The organism is Paenibacillus sp. KACC 21273 (assembly GCF_028736095.1).
GTDB lineage: Bacteria > Bacillota > Bacilli > Paenibacillales > Paenibacillaceae > Saccharibacillus > Saccharibacillus kyungheensis.
This window is the reverse complement of record NZ_CP117876.1, coordinates 2,616,060-2,634,334: the sequence shown is the minus strand read 5'-3', so window position 1 is coordinate 2,634,334 and position 18,275 is coordinate 2,616,060. Positions and strand designations below refer to the sequence as shown.

Sequence of the window (18,275 nt, the reverse complement as noted above, 5' to 3'; positions counted from 1 at the left end):
GATCATTCGATTGGAATTGGGCTTGAGTTATATTTCAAGCTAAATTTATATGCTTACGAATAGATACACTACGATACAAATTCAACAGATTGCATGTATATACAAAAAAAGAGGTGCGACTATATCGCATCTCTTTTTGTTATGTGCATTATACTATGTTCTACTCTACATAGATCATTTTGCGTGTCATTCCACCATCTACAATTAATTCTGCACCTGTAATAAAAGAATTTTCTGGATCGGTCAAAAATAAACAGGTTCTTGCAACATCTTGAGGTGTACCTACACGTCCAGCAGGATGTTGCTCATGATCTTCTTTTTTCAACGCACTATAATCACCTGTCTCGATCCAACCGGGGCTAATCGCGTTAACAGTAATATGATCAGGGCCAAGTGATACAGACAAAGCATGCGTAATCGCTGTAATACCGCCTTTAGAAGCAGCATAAGCTTCAGAGTGAGGCTCAGACATATGAGCACGTGTTGAGGAAATATTGACGATCGAACCACCTTCATGATCACGCATCACTTTGGCCGCTTCACGTGATACCAGAAAGCATGCTCTTACATTGGTGTTCATTACATCGTCCCACTCATCTAGACTTAATTCATAAGGAGATTTCCAGCGGGATACCCCAGCATTGTTGATTACTATATCTATCTGTCCGGTCGTATTTACAATTTCTTGAATCGTATCGATTACATCTTGTTCACGACGTACATCACAAGGTAGAAAATGAGCTTGTCCACCACTTTCACGAATAGTCGCGGCAACTGAAGCACCTTCTGGCTCTAACGTATCTGTTAAAAATACGATAGCTCCTTCTGCGGCATAACTTTCGGCTACAGCTTTACCGATTCCTTTGGCTGCACCGGTTACGATAACTGTTTTAGAAGCATATTTCATAATGTATCCCCTTTGGAGTTCGTCTATAAGTACGATGGTTCTATACTGCTTATTTCAACGATTAAGAGCATTACGAAACATACCTGTCTAGCTCATATGTAATCTGGTAGTCTAAAAATCAACAAAGGAACACACTTCTTATCTATCTGTGAAGTGTGTTCCTTTATGAAGTGCCGGTATATAATCCTTTGGAATGTCTAGTCTGACCTGTAAATAAGCTTGCTGATCGATTATGCATAATACGCTTGTAAAAGCTCCTGAGTATCATCTTTAGCGGCATCCAATACACCTTGATCTGCCCAACATGCTTTGCAAGCTTCTTCTTCACGACATTCATTAGCATCTAGACAAGTGTAGCAAAGGTTCATGTAAAAGTTAGTAAGATTTTCATTAGTATTGTTTCTCATCTTAATCATCTCCTTGTTTTTTCTACATCCCAAGCATAACTGATTTAAAACTACATTAATGTGATTTTTTTCACAATCAACAAAGAATTTTAAATTATTTTTTGATGTTCTAAAAAGAAGCTATTGTGATATACAAAAGATCGATGACACAACCCCATATTGGCGTACGTCATCGATCTTTTTTACTTATCTGCTATTATTTTTTTATAGTACATGCCATGTTTTGCCACCGTCTGTCGTCTGCATTAATAAAGAACGTCGTTCTTCATTTTTGGCAACTAATAACCAGCCTACATCCGCAGAGAAAAATTGCAATTTAACCAATTCAGGATATTTATTCAATGTGTTCTGCAATGTGTTATTGATAGGTAAAGCTTTCCATGTTTTGCCTTGATTAGCTGTACGGTACACGATGCCATTGACTACAGACCAACCGATTTTATCATTTAAAAAAGTAGGTCCCATCGATTGATTGACTCCGGTCTGCGCTTGTAGAGCAAATGGAGCAAAGTTCCATGTCTTCCCTGCATCATGAGTAAAGTATCCGTTATAGCTAGTCTGGCTATCTTTCACACAACCAATATTCATCCAGCCTGCTGTTTTGCTATCACCAAAAAATTGAGGTTTGCCTGTGGTGAAAGAATGACAAGCTGGCAATTTTTTATTTTTATCAAAGTCTGGCCCTGTTTTCCAGGTTTTGCCCCCATTACTTGTAATATATAAATGAGGTGTACCATGTTGTTCCAGAGTTACAAATCCATTGTTACGATCTCGAAAAGACATTCCTACCAGCTTACCTAATTGCGGGATCGCTTGAGCGGTTGAACCTTCAGTTACAAATACGCCTGTGTTTTGCATAATTTTTTTCCATGTGTTACCACCATCGGTAGTGGTATATAATGCTTTCTCTTGCATATCTGCTGAATCTTTTGATGAATCCAAAGAAGTCATTACCCAACCATTGCTACTATCAATAAAATAAATGCCCAATACAGTAGCTTCATCATTTAATGTAGCAAAGTTCCAATTTTGCCCGCCATCAGTAGTATGCAGAATCAGTGTTTCTCCTACACCTGACGCATTGCGAATCACCCAGCCGTTATTTTGATTCAGGAAAAAGATATCTTTGCCATACGTAGGTGGTTCTGAAAAAGTGACCGTTTGTGCAGGAGATACATTATCCCATGTGTCTCCACTATCCTGTGTAACATATATACGTAATTCGTTACGGGTTACACCCCACGCAAGCCCTGCACTAGCACTTAGTAGTTGAAAGTCTGTCAGTCTTGTCTGAATCTTATATCCTCTTTCAGCAGAAGATCCCCCCTGCTTCGTATCGGATGTTGCTGTATGGTTAAGGGTAAGTGTCTGCCCCTGATCTTCAGTTTGCATTTTTTTGAGTTCTTGAGTTGATGCTTTGTCTGCTGCTGGATCATAATCACTTGTAGAAGATTGACAAGCACTAAGTACAAACACAAGTGTAATCCATATGAAAAGCGCTTTGCGCATAGTTAACTTCATTCCTTCGCTCCTTCCGCACTTACATAAAGCTATCGTATTTCAATTATTCATGACCCTTATAAGAGTAAACTAAAATGAACATAGGTTGTTTACAGAAAAGTTACAAGCGATTACAGATTTCGCTGTTTTAGCAGGGTTTTCAGCGACTTTGTGCATTTGCTGATGTGTGATCCTTTTTACATTGGTCGCGCTTTCCGTTACAATAGTAGCGAATCTGTAACAAAGATCAATTAAGGAGATGATAAAAAATGACAGTATCTGAATCTGTATCCAAGCCCCACCGTGTCGTTGTTATTGGCACAGGAGCCGTAGGCTCCACAACCGCTTACACCCTTCTACTCCACAAGAGAATGTCTGAACTCGTCTTTATTGATGCGAATCACAACAAAGCTCTTGGCGAAGCACTCGATATGAACCACGGACTCCCATTTGTCGGCGGCGTCAAACTATGGGCAGGTGATTATTCGGATTGCAAAGACGCAGATATTATCATTATCGCTGCCGGTTCAAATCAACGTCCAGGCGAAACCCGGATCGATTTGTTAAATCGGAACTCAGCCATCTTCGAAGAGATTATTTCGAATATTACGAAATATAATAATAGTGGTATTCTACTGATCGCTACTAATCCAGTAGATATACTCAGTTATGTATCCTGGAAAAAAAGCGGTTGGCCATCTAATCGAGTGATTGGTTCCGGTACATTACTCGATAGCGCACGCTTCCGTTATTTAATTGGTAAGGAAAAAGGTATTGATCCTCGTAGTATTCATGCTCATATTATTGGTGAACATGGTGATTCCGAGTTGCCGGTATGGAGTCTGTCTAATATTGCAGGAGCTCCACTGGATTTTGAAGAAGACAAACAAAACGAAATCTTTGAAAATACGAAAAACGCCGCTTACGAAATTATCAATGCTAAAGGCTCTACATCGTATGCAATAGCACTCGCACTAGACCGCATTGTAGCCGCTATTTTGCAAAATGAACACGCTGTATTGAATGTATCTTCTCTACTTGAAGATTATCATGGAATCTCTGATGTATATCTCGGTGTACCTGCAATTGTCGGTCGAGATGGTATTCAGGCAAAACTACCGATTCCTATGAATGAGCATGAAGAACAATTACTACGTGATTCTGCGAAAAAACTGAAAGATCAGATTGCACAGCTAGATATTTAAGTCGTATATAGATAACTATAGACTATATTCTATTCATATGACAAATCTCTAATTCATCTATATCTATAGAATGACTTCTCAGTATAAAAAAAGTGGATTTAGGTGTAAAACCCTGAATCCACTTTTTTTGATTGTATAGATCAAATTTTGCTGTTATCTGATCAATAAGGAATATCATCATCACGTTCAGGTGCTTCATTGGCGCGATCTACTAATCGTCTAGCGACCACTTCAAAAGACTCCGGCTGTAACAGTTCGACCGGGGAAAATCCTTTATCAAATGTAAACGCATCGCCTTCAATCACCATTGCATAATGATCGCCTAATTTGGCAATATGCAGTCGGTATCCGTAATCAGCTAGTAGTCCACGAATACTGGTATCCCCTAGCTTCATTTTGATCTCAATCTCTGGCTTGATCTCTACGATACGCTCTGCCGCTTCGATCACATGTTGAGGTTCCCATTTTTCTTGAATATCGCGTTTTTCACTGGCTGCCCATAATTCTAGATCATGCTCTTCCTGTTGACGTTCTAGGTTAGCCGCATCCGGCCACTTTTCTTCCACATAAGTCTGTACATAATCCATTACTCGTTCATTTACAATCTCAGGAATAGATTGTTCATACGTAATATATTTCAAAAAGTCTTCAAAGTACCGCGCATGGGACGATTGATGAATTTTGAGCTCCCATTCTTCAATCATTCCTTCTTCTGGCATATGAGGATATTGGATCGATTTCATATTCCGAGCACTGATCGCCATTTCCACTTCGCTAATCAGACTACGTTCATCAGAGATACGTGCAATCCGCTGTTCAAAATCACATTTCATTACAAAAATAAATGGATCGTCAAAATGGGTATCTAGCTTTGCTTGTGTAATAATCAATGCTCCTCCACGTACAGAGCTTGTTTCCAGATAGCTACGTACCAGATCGTCGCAAGCATTTTTGAAATCTTCTTTGTTATCAACAGCTCTAAGGCGAGTAAATAGATTGAAGTTGGGATTACTGGTCAATTCATGTCCCGGTTCTACTAAAAATGTACCTATTTTGGTAGGCGGTTGTTCTGTGCCTGGATTTTTTTCTACTTTGCGCTTAGCGGTACGAGTAAATTCAGCATGAAGAAATTTTTTGATTTCACTTTCTTCATACTCATCGTCATCTAATGTCTGATAATGTTTATAATTTTTGTTCGTCTGCCCTTCTTTGCCTTCAACTTGCAGTACAAAAAAAGATAAAAATTGAATATCAAATCGCATAATAAACTCCTTTAATATCGCTCAATTATTCGCATAATGATCAGTGACAATAATCTGATCATGACCGAATTGTACATTATCTCCGTAAAAACATTACATTACTGATTGATTGGATTTTCGCTTGCGGGTGATACCTGGTTCACGAATCGATAACCATGCGTTAACGCCCATGCCACCGATCACCAGTATCAATCCTACCCACATTCCTATAGAGGATAGCATTACACCCAGAAGCAACCATTCTCCCAGTAAAGTGAATACGACTTCTAACGCTTGGGTTGCTTCTACAGTCGCTAGACGAGCAGGATGGTGTCTTACTTGATCGGTAGCCCCGAAGAACAACACGGTAGCTACAACGCCGGAGAATAGCGCCACTAGAAATGTCTGTCCTGTCTGTGCAGTAGAAGGCAGTCCTGAGTGCATATAACCAATCCAAGCCAAAATGATCCATACGGGAAGACTGGCAATACTCATTCCCAGTGTTCGCTGAAAAGCATCCAATCGTCCATCACAGACTTCCATCATTTTACGATTGCCTAACGGATAAGCAAAAGCAGCAATAGTGATAAGGACAATGCCTTGCCAGCTAGCGCCTTCTGTATGTTGTCTAATTTGCTCCCATTGCATTAATGCAATTCCTGTCAAAATAATTAACGCTGCTAACATCCCTGCTCTCGGTATCTTGCCCCGTTCTTTGATCGGGCCTTCAGGTGTATACCGGACAAATAGAAATAATGGCGACATAATCATACCCGCAACAATCGTCATTTCAAAAGCCGCTGCTGTTAACCAACCCGGTGAATAGATAGCCGCCGCACACAGCGGTGCATAAAACAAACCAAAACCGATAATACTCCATATCAACCACTGGATAGGAGATTTCTTCATTTCAAGCCATAACGATTGTAGATTACCACGTAGAATAACCAGTATAGCCAGTAAAGGGATCATAAAAAAGTAGCGAAGCGATGCACTCCATAACCAGCTTCCTCCACTAACTTCCATCGATCGATTCAGTACAAATGTAAAAGCAAAAAAGAATGCCGCCGCGACACCAATCAGAACAGCTTTCATCGTTCACCTTGATCGGTAGCAGATTGGGTATGATCAGCCGAAGAAGCTAACCAGTTACCCAGACTCATCCAATTCTGTTCTATTCGTTCCGCAGTTAATAGACTTTCTTTTGCTTCACAAGCTTCTATAATCAATCGATGGTCTTCGGGGGAATGCGTATGATCAATACTGCTGAATTTGGCGTATTCTAATCGTCTAATCTTTGGCATGACCCGGTTTAATGCGGCTATAATTTCGGGATTATGGGCTTGTTGTACGAATACATCATGAAATTGATCATCTGCTTGAATAGCAGCAGAAGCATTCTGCTGTTGAAGAGCAGTAATCAACTCTTGATTGAACTGTTTTAGCATATCATAATGTGAGGTATCCAAGTAAGGAATAGATAAGCGTGCCGCCAAACTATGTAATACTGCGGCCACTGTAAAAGCATGTACTGCTGATTGTTCGTATAAAGGAGCAACCCGCGTAACAGCTCCTGGAAAAGACTCGATTAACCCTTCATCCTCCAATCGTTTGAGTGCTTCACGTACCGGAGTACGACTTACTCCGAATTGCTCTGCTAATTCTGTATCGTTTAATTTCTGCTCGGGCAATAATTCTAAAGTCACAATGCCTTGTTTGAGCGTATCGTAGACTTGATCACGTAGCGTCGGTCGACTTATTTTTTGTATAAGATTATTTTTCATAAAACCAATATATTGCATATTGGATATAATCTCAATACTTTTAGCCTTATCTGTTGATCAATATCCTGCAATATAAGCAAAAAATCCTCCAAACTGCGATATCAACCACAGTTCAGAGGATTTTGTTTAGAATTACAATAATATTATAAGATTAACGATTTTTGCGGTTTGGATTCAGTAGACTATGATTACGTCCATATGCGAAGTAAATCAACAATCCGACAAACAACCAGATAAAGAATACGATCCAAGTCAATGGTGCAAGGCGAGTCATTAAGTATACACAACCTAGCGCACTAATGATTGGAATCCAAGGAACCAATGGCACGCGGAATCCTTTTTTCAGATTAGGATGATTACGACGAAGTACAATAATTCCTAGACTTACTACAGCAAAAGCAAACAATGTACCGATATTGGTCAATTCAGCTAGATCCCCCAATGGGATAAAACCAGCGAAGATAGCGATAATGATACTTGCAATCCATGTTCCTTTAGCTGGCGTCTGCCCTTTGCCACTAATTTTCGAAAAGACTGGAGACAATAGTCCATCACGAGACATCGAGTACAATAGACGACTTTGTCCATACATCATAACAAGCAATACCGTAGTAATCCCTGTAATCGCTCCTAGAGATACGATCCAAGCGAGACCATTCAAGTTCACAAATTCAAAAGCAAATGCGACAGGATCACTAACATTCAACATTTGGTAAGGTACAATCCCTGTCAAAATTAACGAAACAATAATATACAAAACAGTACAGATTGCTAACGAAGCAATAATACCGATCGGCAAGTCACGTTGTGGACGCTTAACTTCCTCTGCTGCTGTAGATACTGCATCAAATCCGATATAAGCAAAAAATACTGTTGCTGCCCCTGTCGTTACGCCTGCCATACCGAACGGCAAGAATGGATGCCAATTCTCAGGTTGTACATAAAATACACCTACACCAATAAAGATCAATACAACGATCAATTTGATAGCAACCATAATTCCGTTTGCACGCGCTGCTTCTTTCACTCCGCGTGTTAACAAGAATGCGATAATCAGTGTGATCGCTGAAGCAATCACATCAAAGTACGTCCCTTTTTCCGGACTAAACGCACTGGTCAGGGCATGTGGGAGTTCTAATCCAAATCCTGATAGTAGACTCTGGAAGTATCCAGACCATCCACTAGCTACCGCCGCACTCGCGAATCCGTATTCCAGAATCAAGTCCCATCCTAGAATCCAAGCAATCACTTCGCCGAAAGCTGTATAACTGTATGTATACGCACTTCCTGAAGCCGGTACAGTTGAAGCAAATTCAGAATAACATAATGCTGCAAACGCACAGATAATACCTGCTAATAGGAAAGATAGTACCAATCCAGGACCTGCATACTTAGCAGCAGCCACCCCTGTTAATACGAAAATCCCTGTTCCAATAATAGCCCCAACTCCGAGCGTCGTTAGATCAAGAGCACCTAATACTCTTTTAAGCCCTTTTTCTTCCGATTCTGCTATAGGTTTACGTCTGAATAAAGAAGTCTGTTCTTTATTACTATTCATACACAAAATCCTTTCACTGTGAGGTATTATGACATTTTTTTATAATATTAAAGGACACCTATAAAAAACTACATAATACTACACTGTGATGCGTTGAATTAATAAATTTATTTACGAATAATCAATAAATTATGAGATAAAAGCTTTCATTGGCTCCAATTTGGTAAAAAGTTTATCCTTTTTTCATGATAAACTATGAAAAATGATCTATTGATCCATCTAATATACAAATAACATCCTCATATATCAGAGTGTTGAATAGTAAAGGAGTTATGCAATCTATGATTACACGAGAACAATTGGAGCAATATCAGATTTGGATTTATATTATTGTGTTAAGTATAGCTGCTATATTAGGATTAAGCGCTCCTACTCTAATGTTAGTATTAGATCATCAGATTCTAATTTCTATAGTAATTGCTATCTTAATGTTTGGTATGTTTACCCAAATCCCTTTTTTACAGCTAAAGCAGTCTTTTGGTAATCGACGTTTTATAATGGCTTTGTTAGTCGCTAATTATATTGCTGTACCGATTGTCGTCTGGGGATTATCTCAGTTATTGCCACAGCAAGCGCCTATATTATTAGGAGTATATCTAGTGCTCCTTACGCCATGTATTGATTATGTTATTGTGTTTACACATCTAGGACGTGGAAATGAAAAAGCAATCTTACTAGCCACCCCTATTCTTTTTATAACTCAAATGATGTTATTACCCTTGTATTTGTGGCTATTTATGGGGAAACAAGCAGCCGACATAGTGAATCCTGCTCCTTTTATTGAATCTTTTCTTATGATTATCGTATTGCCACTTATACTCGCGATCGGTATTCAACTTTTGGTCAGAAAGGTAGCTTCACGTGGTCAATGTTTAGTAGAAGGATCAGCATGGATACCTGTTCCATTTATGGCGCTCACTCTATTTATAATAGTATCGTCTCAAATAAGTAAGTTATCGATGTATGGTCATATTATTATTTATGTGATTCCGATCTATATCGCTTTTCTATGTCTGATGCCCTGGATAACAAAATGGATTGTGAGATGGTTTCAGTTAGATATTGCCTCCGGACGAGCTGTTATTTTTAGTGCAGGCACACGTAATTCTTTGGTCGTTCTTCCGCTTGCTTTATCTTTGCCGAATCAATGGAGCACTATAGTGGCTGCTATTATTGTGACCCAGACGATGGTGGAGCTGGTTGGTGAACTGATTTATATTCGTATCATTCCTCAATTGGTCTTGCGTGATAGAGCATAAAGGGATTTGGCTATCTATACGATGAATGAGAATAGTTATAATGTATGATCTTATCAGGTTGAAATATATGTACAAAAAATAAGGATAGATCGACAGTAACTGTAATCGATCTATCCTTATTTTTATTTTATTTCGAAAGGAAGCTGTACATCCAATTTGGAGATTGCTTCTTCTTTCTCTCGATTACTAACATGCGTATAAATAGTCGTCGTCTGGATCGAAGAGTGACCTAGCAATTCTTGCACAGTGCGTAAGTCGGTACCTTGACGTAACAACATAGTGGCAAAGGAATGTCGTAATTTATGACTGGAATACGGAAGCCGTTGTTCAGGTTCGATATGACTTTGAAAACGATCAAACGTATCAGTAGCGATCTGTTGAATATTGCGAATCGATAATCGTGTCCCTTTTTGCGAAATAAATAGAGCCGTCTCTCCATCTCTCCATGGGGCTAATCGTTCTTCGATCGCTTGGTTGAGGATAGTAGCTACTGCATTTGGAACAGGTAACGTACGCCATTTACGTCCTTTTCCTAATACTTGCAAAGTTCCCCGTTCAGGATTGTAATCGTTAAGATTCAGACCATGCACTTCGCCTACCCGTAAGCCCATATAAGCCATAAACAAAAAGATGGTCAAATTCCGAGTCCGATATTTCCCTTCTACGGATTGCATAAATTCAGTAATCTTGCTCTCATCCAAGTAAACTGGAGCTTTGTTATGTTCTGTTTTAGCTTTCTTGATCCCAAATGCAGGGTTATGTTCAGCCATTTCAAGTTCTATTAATGCTTTGAAAAAGCAACTGACTGCGGCATGCTTACGGTTTCTTGTAGAATCACTTACCCCACGTGTACGTGCACTACTGAGAAAAGAAAGCACATGTCTTTTTTTCATCTCATCTAGCGGTTTATTCCGAATAGCATGAGAATGGAGAAATTCGTACACATCGCTCAAATAAGACTTCTGTGTATAACGGGTGTAACCTGCATCTTTCATCCAATCGGTAAAAGCTTCAATCTCTTCATGATATATAAAATCCTCTTCTTCAGAGTCGTAATAATTAGCCATCAGACCAAAGTCATCCTTTCCTATACAAGCTTGCTTTCTTCTATTATACAACAGCCTAATAACGGTGTTGCTATTTCTCTATCGGAAATAAAAATACAGAAAAGTGCAGATAATAGCGTTTGAACGTTTCAAAACGGGTAAAATAGAGTATAACTTATATAGAAACAAACAGCGTAAAATTTTATTTTGCAAAATTAATTTAGATACGATTTTAAACAAAATACTTATTTATAAAAAGGAGATTCTACGATGACCGAATTCAAAAAAGTTTATCTTGAACCTGCTGCTCAAAAATTTGCAGATGATAATTCTAAGCCTCCATTTCTACCTGACTTGGGTCCAGAAAAAGGTCGCGAAACAGTAGATGAAGTGCAATCTGGTGAAGTGTACAAACCAGAAGTAGATATTGAAGAACTGTCTATTGCAGGCGGGCCATCTGGAGAAGTATCGGTTCGTATTTTACGTCCTAAAAATGCTCCTGAAACGTTGCCTGTCTTAGTCTATATTCATGGTGCAGGTTGGGTATTCGGTAATTCCCATACTCATGATCGTCTAAGTCGTGAACTGGCAACAGGCGCTGAATTAGCTGTTGTATTCGTTAATTATAGCCTTTCTCCTGAGCATAAATACCCTACAGCGATTGAAGAAATCTATGCTGTTGTGGAATGGATTGCTAAAGAAGGTTCCACTAAAGGTCTGGATGCGTCCAAACTATATGTAGGTGGCGATAGTGTTGGTGGTAATATGACTGCGGCGATTACATTAATGTCTAAAGAACGCAGCGGCCCTACTATCCAAAAACAATTGTTATTCTACCCGGTAACAGATGCTTCTTTTGACACTGAATCGTATCAACAATTTGCAGAAGGTTACTTCTTGCAACGTGATGGTATGAAATGGTTCTGGGATCAATACACTACAGATCCTAACGAACGTGCTCAAATTACAGCCTCCCCTCTTCGTGCAACAACAGAACAATTGAGTGGTCTACCAGAAGCATTGGTAATCACAGGTGAAGCTGATGTACTGCGTGATGAAGGCGAAGCTTATGCTAATAAATTGCGTGAAGCTGGCGTGCCAGTTACAGCTGTTCGTTTCCAGGGAATTATCCATGACTTTGTTATGCTGAATGTATTAGCAGATACTAATGCTAAAAAAGGTGCTATCAAATTAGCAACTACATTCTTACGCGAAGGATTCTAAGACTATTCTTTTCGAAAAATATAAATAAGGAGAGACTTTCTTTTAAAAGAAAGTCTCTCTTTTGTTTGTAGAATGTGATGCAAATACATATGCTTAATATAGGTAGACATTTAACGTTCAACATTGATAGTTTTAGATTACTTTCTATAGTTTACATAACTAATATTATGTTAATAAAATATAAAAATATGAATGATACTGATACGATCATTCAATTTACAAAGTGTTTATCATTTTTTTCATTTGACCTGCTGCTTTGGCTTTGATTCGTACAAACTCTGAAGTTACATACGCCATAGGTAATTCTTCCAAATCAATTAATTCTACAGTATCTGGATCAGCCCCCGCTATAATCGCTTTTTGAATAGCTTCTTGCTTGGCTTCTTCTAGCACATCTTGACGATGACGTCCTGCCATAGAAAACATTTTATCAATATCACCACTGACTTGCGCTATTGCCGCTCCAAGCGCATTGGCACAACCGGAATGTTCAGGACGAATCACTTCAGAAGCTCCATCCATTTCTCCAGGGATCAGAATAGCACCACCACCCACTAGAACAACAGGCATATCATGCGCGCTTGTTTTGATCTGGTCAACCGCGATCTGAATTTTATTATTAATGATATCTATCGCCTGTTGCCATACTTGCTCAGGGATCTGGGCTAACCGAGTACGATCACAATCAGGATGGTCTATCTTTGCCTTTCCTGAAGCTAGCAAACAATCTGTTGCAGTTAACGTATCCCCACCAAAAGCGATACTTTCACGCACAATATGATAGCCCACACTATCTGGTCCTACAGTAATACCATTTTCAGTCTGACGAACAATACTCCCTCCTCCAATACCAATTGAAATAATATCAGGCATTCGAAAGTTCGTTCGTACTCCACCTATAGACACCGCTACACTTGATTCGCGCGGGAATCCATTAACTAATATACCGATGTCTGTGGTCGTACCTCCAATATCACAAATAATACACTCTTTTAATCCACTTAATTCTGCTGCTCCGCGGATACTATTGGTTGGGCCGGAACCAATCGTTAAAATAGGATACTTTTTGGCATATTCTAACGTCATCAATGTACCGTCATTTTGAGCAAAAAAGATTTGTGCTTCTATCCCATAACGTTTTAACGCCATTTCTAAACCATTGGATACCGCAGAAGCCACTTGTACTAATGCCGCATTCAATGCAGCTGAATTTTCACGCTCTAACAATCCTAGACTACCGATCTCAGAAGATAAAGTAACTGGAAAATTAGCACCTAATATTTCATAAGCCCATTCTGCAAATTGCTTTTCATATCCAGACAATACGGGTGAAAAGATCGAAGTCACCGCAATTGACTCAATCCCTTTGGCTTGAATATCATACAGTACTTGCTCACACTCAGCACGATCCAATGTGGTCTGAGCCAACGGACGACCATTAGACTCACAACCACCATGAATATAATAGTACGTATCTCCAGCGGCGTCTCGTAACGATTGATCCCATGTGAACATCGGTTCGACAGATGTTCCAGCAGGCAAGCAAATACGTACACAAGCGATTTTGGCTAAACGATTGCGTTCGATAATCGCATTGGTTGCATGAGTCGTCCCTAGCATAACAGAAGATATTCGACTAGCCGGAATATCAGTTTCTTGTAATATACGTTCTAACGCTTCATAGATTCCTGATTCTACATCTGAACTGGTAGGTGCTTTTACTTTTGCAATCACCTGATGATGTTCATCCAAAATAACAGCATCTGTATTGGTACCCCCAACATCAATCCCAATTTTATACATGTTGTGTACCTCTTCTCTGCTGAATGATCTCAACGGGTTCATAATCGGTATCATAACCAAAATAACGGGGACCCCATACTTCTAATGCTTCAGGACTACGCATAATATCCGGTGTCGGGATGGCTAGACAAATCACCCGAAAGCCATATTTAATACTTTCAGTGGTGATAGGCATTCCTGTTTCTTGATCCAGGAACGTAATTAAGTCAGGAACCATTGCTATAGCTTGACCATCTACTGTTGCAAATAAATTCTCATTTTGAAAATCTACTTTTAACTCTTTTCCTTCATATTCTCCCAAACCCGTAACTAATGCTTTACCCCGTACAAATCCATCCGTAGATTGACGTTCAATATCTCTCACTTTACCGCGAAATACAACGATTGCTTCTCCATAGATCGAATTACGTGTTACTTCTTGAATCGCTTCTATAGGATTACGTTTGGTTTTTTGAGCATGACGAATAGATTGACCAAGTGCCATACATAAAGTCATCGTGCCATGAATAGCTGTTCTTTTGACATCTGCTCCTGTCATCATATATTCAGCTACATGGGCTGCACCACCCATACGTACAGCAATACCACGCGAAATATGTTCTAACATATAATTATCTAGCGTCTCTAACAGTACCTGATCACCACGTTCATTGTGTAATACCATCGGGGTACCACTAATACCATAGATATGGAATGTTTCCATTTGCAATTCAGGAAAAGCACGTCCCATACCATCTCCATCCACTAAAGGAATGCCTGCTTTGGATGCTACTACAAATGGAACCGTTGAATTTAATCCTCCACACTCAATAGGCATTGTTGCATAAGCGCTAATCCCTGTTTGTTTTTCTAACATACGCATTGACTTGAGCGCTTCGTCTCCATTCGGAATCTTTTCCATCATGATTGTTGGAGCACCCATCATAGCAGTTGGAATCACCCATGCTTCATCAGGAACCTCTGTAACATCTATCATCTGAATCGGACCATTGTCACGAATACATTTCTGAACCATTAACTTGCCCAGATAAGGATCACCCCCACCACCAGTTCCCAGTAACGCTGCTCCAATAGCCAAATCTTCTATATCTTCTTCATCTATCCATCTCATATGCAGTAAAACCTCCTTAGATGTTATATACGGATTACTCGCTTTTGCTAAAATTGATTACCTTTTGGGGAACCATAACTTTCATTCCTATATAATAAAATAGAGAGCTCACTATAATAGAAGTTAATGCTTGTACACCCCAGGTAATCAATAGACCTGAGGCAAATCCAATAATCCATGCAAAAATAGCTATCCAATTAATCTTTTCGCAATATTCTGGCAATGTACCTTTTGCACGACTAGCATCCAATTCACTGCGATAACGTTTGAGTATAAAATAATCAATCGCCATAATCCCTGCAATCGGTGGAATAGCCACGCCTAAAATAGTCAGAAACGTAATAAATTTATCCAAGATACCCATAATTGAAAGAACGGTACCTATCACCCCTAAGATCAATGTAAGTACACCGCGATTCATTTGTACTTTGAAAATAGTACTTAAAAAATTGGTGATTCCGAGTGATGAAGAGTATAAATTAATATCATTAATTTTGATTGTAGCAAAAGCAACAATCGCTCCACCCATCAGACCAGTTAATTGCATAACAATTGCCATCACATCTGAACTTCCGATAGCATGTGCCATTAATACGGCAATCAGATTGACTCCTAATTCGCCCAAAAATGTACCTATCACCGTAATCCAGATTACATCTTTAGTAGATTTAGCAAATCTCGTCATATCAGGTGTGGTTACACATCCAACAATAAATCCACCTGCTACCATCGTGGTCGCTGCTCCAATTGTTAATAAAGAGCCGGGAGGTTGCATCGTTGCTAATGTAGCTAATGAATGATTTTTGAGTACTTGATATACTCCAATCCCCATAACAATTAGAAAAAGAGGAACTGTAATTTTGGCAGTCCATGTAATCCATTTGAATCCGAAATATACGAGTAAAGTAGTCGCTAATCCTGTAATAATAGAAGCTATTACAAAACCAAGCTTACCTCCGGTAACGGCGTCTATTCCTTCTGCAAAAACAGAATTCTGTACACCAAACCAACCTGTTAAAGAGATAGCAAATACTAATCCAATAATGCTTGATCCATAACGTCCAAACCCTGACCATCGTGCCAATAAGCTTGTCGACATACCCTCTTTTGCACCCGCAATTCCAAGAACACAAGCAACCACTTGCAAAATAATGCTACCGAACATCGTTGCTAAAAAAGCATCCCATAACGTCATTCCATAACCTAATGCCGCTCCAAGCAGAAATTGTGAGATACATGTGAGTGCTCCGATCCGAACCAACAAAATGCTGAACATAGATTGGCGTTGATCCTGGGGCACACGGGATAATGAGTAATCATCTATTGCTTCACTTTGACTCATATTGAAACCCCCTTTATCCGGTAACTTCCGGGTATTCTCATATCTTAATGTATTCATTCTCTATTGCGAATAATGAGGTTCACCAAAATAATGCTTATTTTATTGTTCAACTGACCAATTTGGTATATACATGACAAAAAAACTACCACAATTGCGGTAGTTTTTATAATTTATTTCTTTAATTTATAGTTAAAGCATCTGTTGTTTACATTTTATAAAGTAAAATAGCGAGCTCAAATTGTAAGCGATATGGATTCTCAAAAGGATTTACTTGTAAAATTTCTATAATACGTTGTTTCCGATAATTTAGCGTATTGCGGTGAATATGCAAAATATCTGGTAATTCTTGTTGGTCAGGATAAAATAAAAAGTATTCCAATGTAATCAAAAAATCAGCATTTACTTTACAATCATATTCCACCAAAGGTTCTAATAGACGTGTTAGTGAATCGAACATATTCTGTATATTTTCAGAACATATCAGAGTGAATAAAGGCAAATAAGGAGCATATAGTATATAAGGTAAAGCCGGCATTTTTTCTTTAAAATGCAAAATATGCCGTAATTCTTTGTACAAAGACACTCCTTCTTCCAAAATACTTTTTTGTGCTTGATGATAGGCTATATAAAGAGGAACCGAACTTGATTGATGCCATTTCTGAAATAACTGATAGTATTGTTCTTGAAATTGCTTGTGATCTGTAGATCGAGGTAATAGCAAAATACACTGATATCCGTCAGGAATAATCATCATACGATGTTGTTTAGAAGAAACGCAATTACGTTCTATTTCATATATAAGCATATGGTGATCTGCATGATCAACAGCAGCGACTACAGCAATACCCCCCATCTGTGATAGATCGTATCCTGTTTCTTTGCTATTTTTTTCGAGATTTCCCGGAGAAATATCTTGTCCATTTAACCAGTTAATAATCATCGTTTGCTGATAGTTTTTGGTCACATTTTGAATAGCTTCTTCTTGTGAGAAATATAAAGCTAGACTAACTGCTACAGAATGATACAGCATCTCTTTAAAAGGTGGTAATCTTTCTTGGCTCAATACACATAAATAACCATATACTTTATGAGTTGAATAAATCGTTTCTACGATATGGGTATACTGTTCTGTTTCGGAAAGTACAAAAGAATTGGAAGTATGGACTGATTGTTGTTGACGGGCAAAAGCTGATTCCAGCGCAGATTGAAGTTCTTTTTCGCTATAAAATAAATCTGTGTGATAACTCGCTAATTGTTTGAAATTATTATCAAGTAACAGCAAAGAGTCATCTAAAATTTCACCAATATTGTAAATAATCGTATGATAATCGAATTGGAGCGCTAACCATTCAGTCAAACGATTTTGAATTTCGAGCATTTGTTTAATTTCTTGTGAACGATTTTTTTGAATTTCTTGAACAACAGGAGAAATAATATCAATATAAGGTACATCACGAGGAATCTCGATAATAGGAATTTGTAATTCATCAGCACGTTGAAGCACTTTTTCAGAGAGCTCTCGATAATGTAATCCTGGATAACAAAGCGCTAGCGCAGACGCATGAGTATGCTTCATTTTCTCTAATAAAGCAAGCTGCAATTGTTCATCATCTTTAATATGATAAAAAGCAGTAATAATAAGTTCATTTCCTTTAAACCATTCTTCAGCATCTGGTATTTCAAGCACAGTGACATGTTCAATAGGATTACGTATACCGCTTTGCCCGGCAATTATTGTTGCACGAGTTAAAGCTCCTACAGTCATCGCTTCTTCTACTGTAATATGACTCACAACAATCACCTCTTTCATAACAACTTCCCTTTATCATTAAGCTTGTGGTCTATTATATGATGTTATAGCAAAAATAGGCATGGTAATTCTCTCCAT

General features: G+C 38.7%; 15 protein-coding genes. 3 read left to right on the top strand and 12 right to left on the bottom strand.

Annotated features, from left to right (window positions below):
• Positions 1-160: 160 nt before the first annotated feature.
• The 3 genes from PQ460_RS11845 to PQ460_RS11835 all read right to left on the bottom strand — a co-directional run bounded on the left by PQ460_RS11845 (position 161) and on the right by PQ460_RS11835 (position 2,835).
• Positions 161-907 (bottom strand): SDR family NAD(P)-dependent oxidoreductase, encoded by a 747-nt coding sequence (locus tag PQ460_RS11845; protein ID WP_274172830.1) that lies wholly within the window; start codon positions 905-907, stop codon positions 161-163.
• A gap of 230 nt (positions 908-1,137) precedes the next feature.
• A complete protein-coding gene (locus PQ460_RS11840; RefSeq protein ID WP_273612476.1) occupies positions 1,138-1,314 on the bottom strand; it encodes a hypothetical protein in 177 nt (58 codons plus the stop codon).
• 204 nt (positions 1,315-1,518) lie between these two features.
• Positions 1,519-2,835: a WD40/YVTN/BNR-like repeat-containing protein gene (locus PQ460_RS11835; protein WP_273612477.1), complete on the bottom strand. Its 1,317-nt coding sequence runs from the start codon at positions 2,833-2,835 to the stop codon at positions 1,519-1,521.
• A 248-nt stretch (positions 2,836-3,083) separates the two neighbouring features.
• Between PQ460_RS11835 and PQ460_RS11830 the strand changes: the two genes are divergently transcribed.
• On the top strand, positions 3,084-4,019 hold the full coding sequence (locus PQ460_RS11830) for an L-lactate dehydrogenase (protein ID WP_273612478.1): 936 nt from the start codon (positions 3,084-3,086) through the stop codon (positions 4,017-4,019).
• 161 nt (positions 4,020-4,180) lie between these two features.
• Here PQ460_RS11830 and PQ460_RS11825 read toward each other — a convergent pair whose 3' ends face one another.
• The 4 genes from PQ460_RS11825 to PQ460_RS11810 all read right to left on the bottom strand — a co-directional run bounded on the left by PQ460_RS11825 (position 4,181) and on the right by PQ460_RS11810 (position 8,602).
• Entirely contained in the window at positions 4,181-5,281 is a 1,101-nt protein-coding gene (locus PQ460_RS11825; RefSeq protein WP_274172829.1) for a DUF3900 domain-containing protein, read from the bottom strand.
• Between the two features lie 93 nt (positions 5,282-5,374).
• On the bottom strand, positions 5,375-6,355 hold the full coding sequence (locus PQ460_RS11820; protein ID WP_274172828.1) for a DMT family transporter: 981 nt from the start codon (positions 6,353-6,355) through the stop codon (positions 5,375-5,377).
• Positions 6,352-7,044, bottom strand: coding sequence for a GntR family transcriptional regulator (locus tag PQ460_RS11815; RefSeq protein WP_274172827.1), 693 nt, complete (start codon positions 7,042-7,044; stop codon positions 6,352-6,354). Before PQ460_RS11815 ends, PQ460_RS11820 begins: the two co-directional genes overlap by 4 nt.
• Positions 7,045-7,195: 151 nt before the next feature.
• Positions 7,196-8,602, bottom strand: coding sequence for a branched-chain amino acid transporter BcaP (locus tag PQ460_RS11810; RefSeq protein WP_273612481.1), 1,407 nt, complete (start codon positions 8,600-8,602; stop codon positions 7,196-7,198).
• Between the two features lie 281 nt (positions 8,603-8,883).
• Here PQ460_RS11810 and PQ460_RS11805 point away from each other — a divergent pair, with 281 nt between their 5' ends.
• Positions 8,884-9,861: an arsenic resistance protein gene (locus PQ460_RS11805; RefSeq protein ID WP_274172826.1), complete on the top strand. Its 978-nt coding sequence runs from the start codon at positions 8,884-8,886 to the stop codon at positions 9,859-9,861.
• A 122-nt stretch (positions 9,862-9,983) separates the two neighbouring features.
• Here the strand turns inward: PQ460_RS11805 and PQ460_RS11800 are convergent, their stop codons facing one another.
• Positions 9,984-10,928 (bottom strand): tyrosine-type recombinase/integrase, encoded by a 945-nt coding sequence (locus tag PQ460_RS11800; RefSeq protein ID WP_273612483.1) that lies wholly within the window; start codon positions 10,926-10,928, stop codon positions 9,984-9,986.
• A gap of 249 nt (positions 10,929-11,177) precedes the next feature.
• Between PQ460_RS11800 and PQ460_RS11795 the strand changes: the two genes are divergently transcribed.
• Entirely contained in the window at positions 11,178-12,131 is a 954-nt protein-coding gene (locus PQ460_RS11795) for an alpha/beta hydrolase (RefSeq protein ID WP_274172825.1), read from the top strand.
• Positions 12,132-12,347: 216 nt separating this feature from the next.
• Here PQ460_RS11795 and PQ460_RS11790 read toward each other — a convergent pair whose 3' ends face one another.
• The 4 genes from PQ460_RS11790 to PQ460_RS11775 form a co-directional block, all read right to left on the bottom strand.
• Positions 12,348-13,934 carry a hydantoinase/oxoprolinase family protein gene (locus tag PQ460_RS11790; RefSeq protein WP_274172824.1) on the bottom strand — a complete coding sequence of 529 codons (1,587 nt, stop codon included), beginning with the start codon at positions 13,932-13,934 and terminating at the stop codon, positions 12,348-12,350.
• Positions 13,927-15,045 (bottom strand): S-methyl thiohydantoin desulfurase family protein, encoded by a 1,119-nt coding sequence (locus PQ460_RS11785; RefSeq protein ID WP_274172823.1) that lies wholly within the window; start codon positions 15,043-15,045, stop codon positions 13,927-13,929. The genes PQ460_RS11790 and PQ460_RS11785 overlap by 8 nt, the downstream gene beginning before the upstream one ends.
• 34 nt (positions 15,046-15,079) lie before the next feature.
• A complete protein-coding gene (locus PQ460_RS11780; RefSeq protein ID WP_274172822.1) occupies positions 15,080-16,387 on the bottom strand; it encodes a purine-cytosine permease family protein in 1,308 nt (435 codons plus the stop codon).
• Between the two features lie 205 nt (positions 16,388-16,592).
• Entirely contained in the window at positions 16,593-18,179 is a 1,587-nt protein-coding gene (locus PQ460_RS11775) for a PucR family transcriptional regulator (RefSeq protein ID WP_274172821.1), read from the bottom strand.
• Positions 18,180-18,275 lie beyond the last annotated feature (96 nt).

Bases quoted from the DNA above. Each gene is read 5' to 3' on its own strand.
- PQ460_RS11785 (WP_274172823.1), bottom strand. From the start codon at position 15,045: ATGAGATGGATAGATGAAGAAGATATAGAAGATTTGGCTATTGGAGCA.
- PQ460_RS11795 (WP_274172825.1), top strand. From the start codon at position 11,178: ATGACCGAATTCAAAAAAGTTTATCTTGAACCTGCTGCTCAAAAATTT.
- PQ460_RS11805 (WP_274172826.1), top strand. From the start codon at position 8,884: ATGATTACACGAGAACAATTGGAGCAATATCAGATTTGGATTTATATT.
- PQ460_RS11790 (WP_274172824.1), bottom strand. From the start codon at position 13,934: ATGTATAAAATTGGGATTGATGTTGGGGGTACCAATACAGATGCTGTT.
- PQ460_RS11840 (WP_273612476.1), bottom strand. From the start codon at position 1,314: ATGAGAAACAATACTAATGAAAATCTTACTAACTTTTACATGAACCTT.
- PQ460_RS11810 (WP_273612481.1), bottom strand. From the start codon at position 8,602: ATGAATAGTAATAAAGAACAGACTTCTTTATTCAGACGTAAACCTATA.
- PQ460_RS11845 (WP_274172830.1), bottom strand. From the start codon at position 907: ATGAAATATGCTTCTAAAACAGTTATCGTAACCGGTGCAGCCAAAGGA.
- PQ460_RS11815 (WP_274172827.1), bottom strand. From the start codon at position 7,044: ATGAAAAATAATCTTATACAAAAAATAAGTCGACCGACGCTACGTGAT.
- PQ460_RS11825 (WP_274172829.1), bottom strand. From the start codon at position 5,281: ATGCGATTTGATATTCAATTTTTATCTTTTTTTGTACTGCAAGTTGAA.
- PQ460_RS11830 (WP_273612478.1), top strand. From the start codon at position 3,084: ATGACAGTATCTGAATCTGTATCCAAGCCCCACCGTGTCGTTGTTATT.
- PQ460_RS11835 (WP_273612477.1), bottom strand. From the start codon at position 2,835: ATGAAGTTAACTATGCGCAAAGCGCTTTTCATATGGATTACACTTGTG.
- PQ460_RS11780 (WP_274172822.1), bottom strand. From the start codon at position 16,387: ATGAGTCAAAGTGAAGCAATAGATGATTACTCATTATCCCGTGTGCCC.
- PQ460_RS11820 (WP_274172828.1), bottom strand. From the start codon at position 6,355: ATGAAAGCTGTTCTGATTGGTGTCGCGGCGGCATTCTTTTTTGCTTTT.
- PQ460_RS11800 (WP_273612483.1), bottom strand. From the start codon at position 10,928: ATGGCTAATTATTACGACTCTGAAGAAGAGGATTTTATATATCATGAA.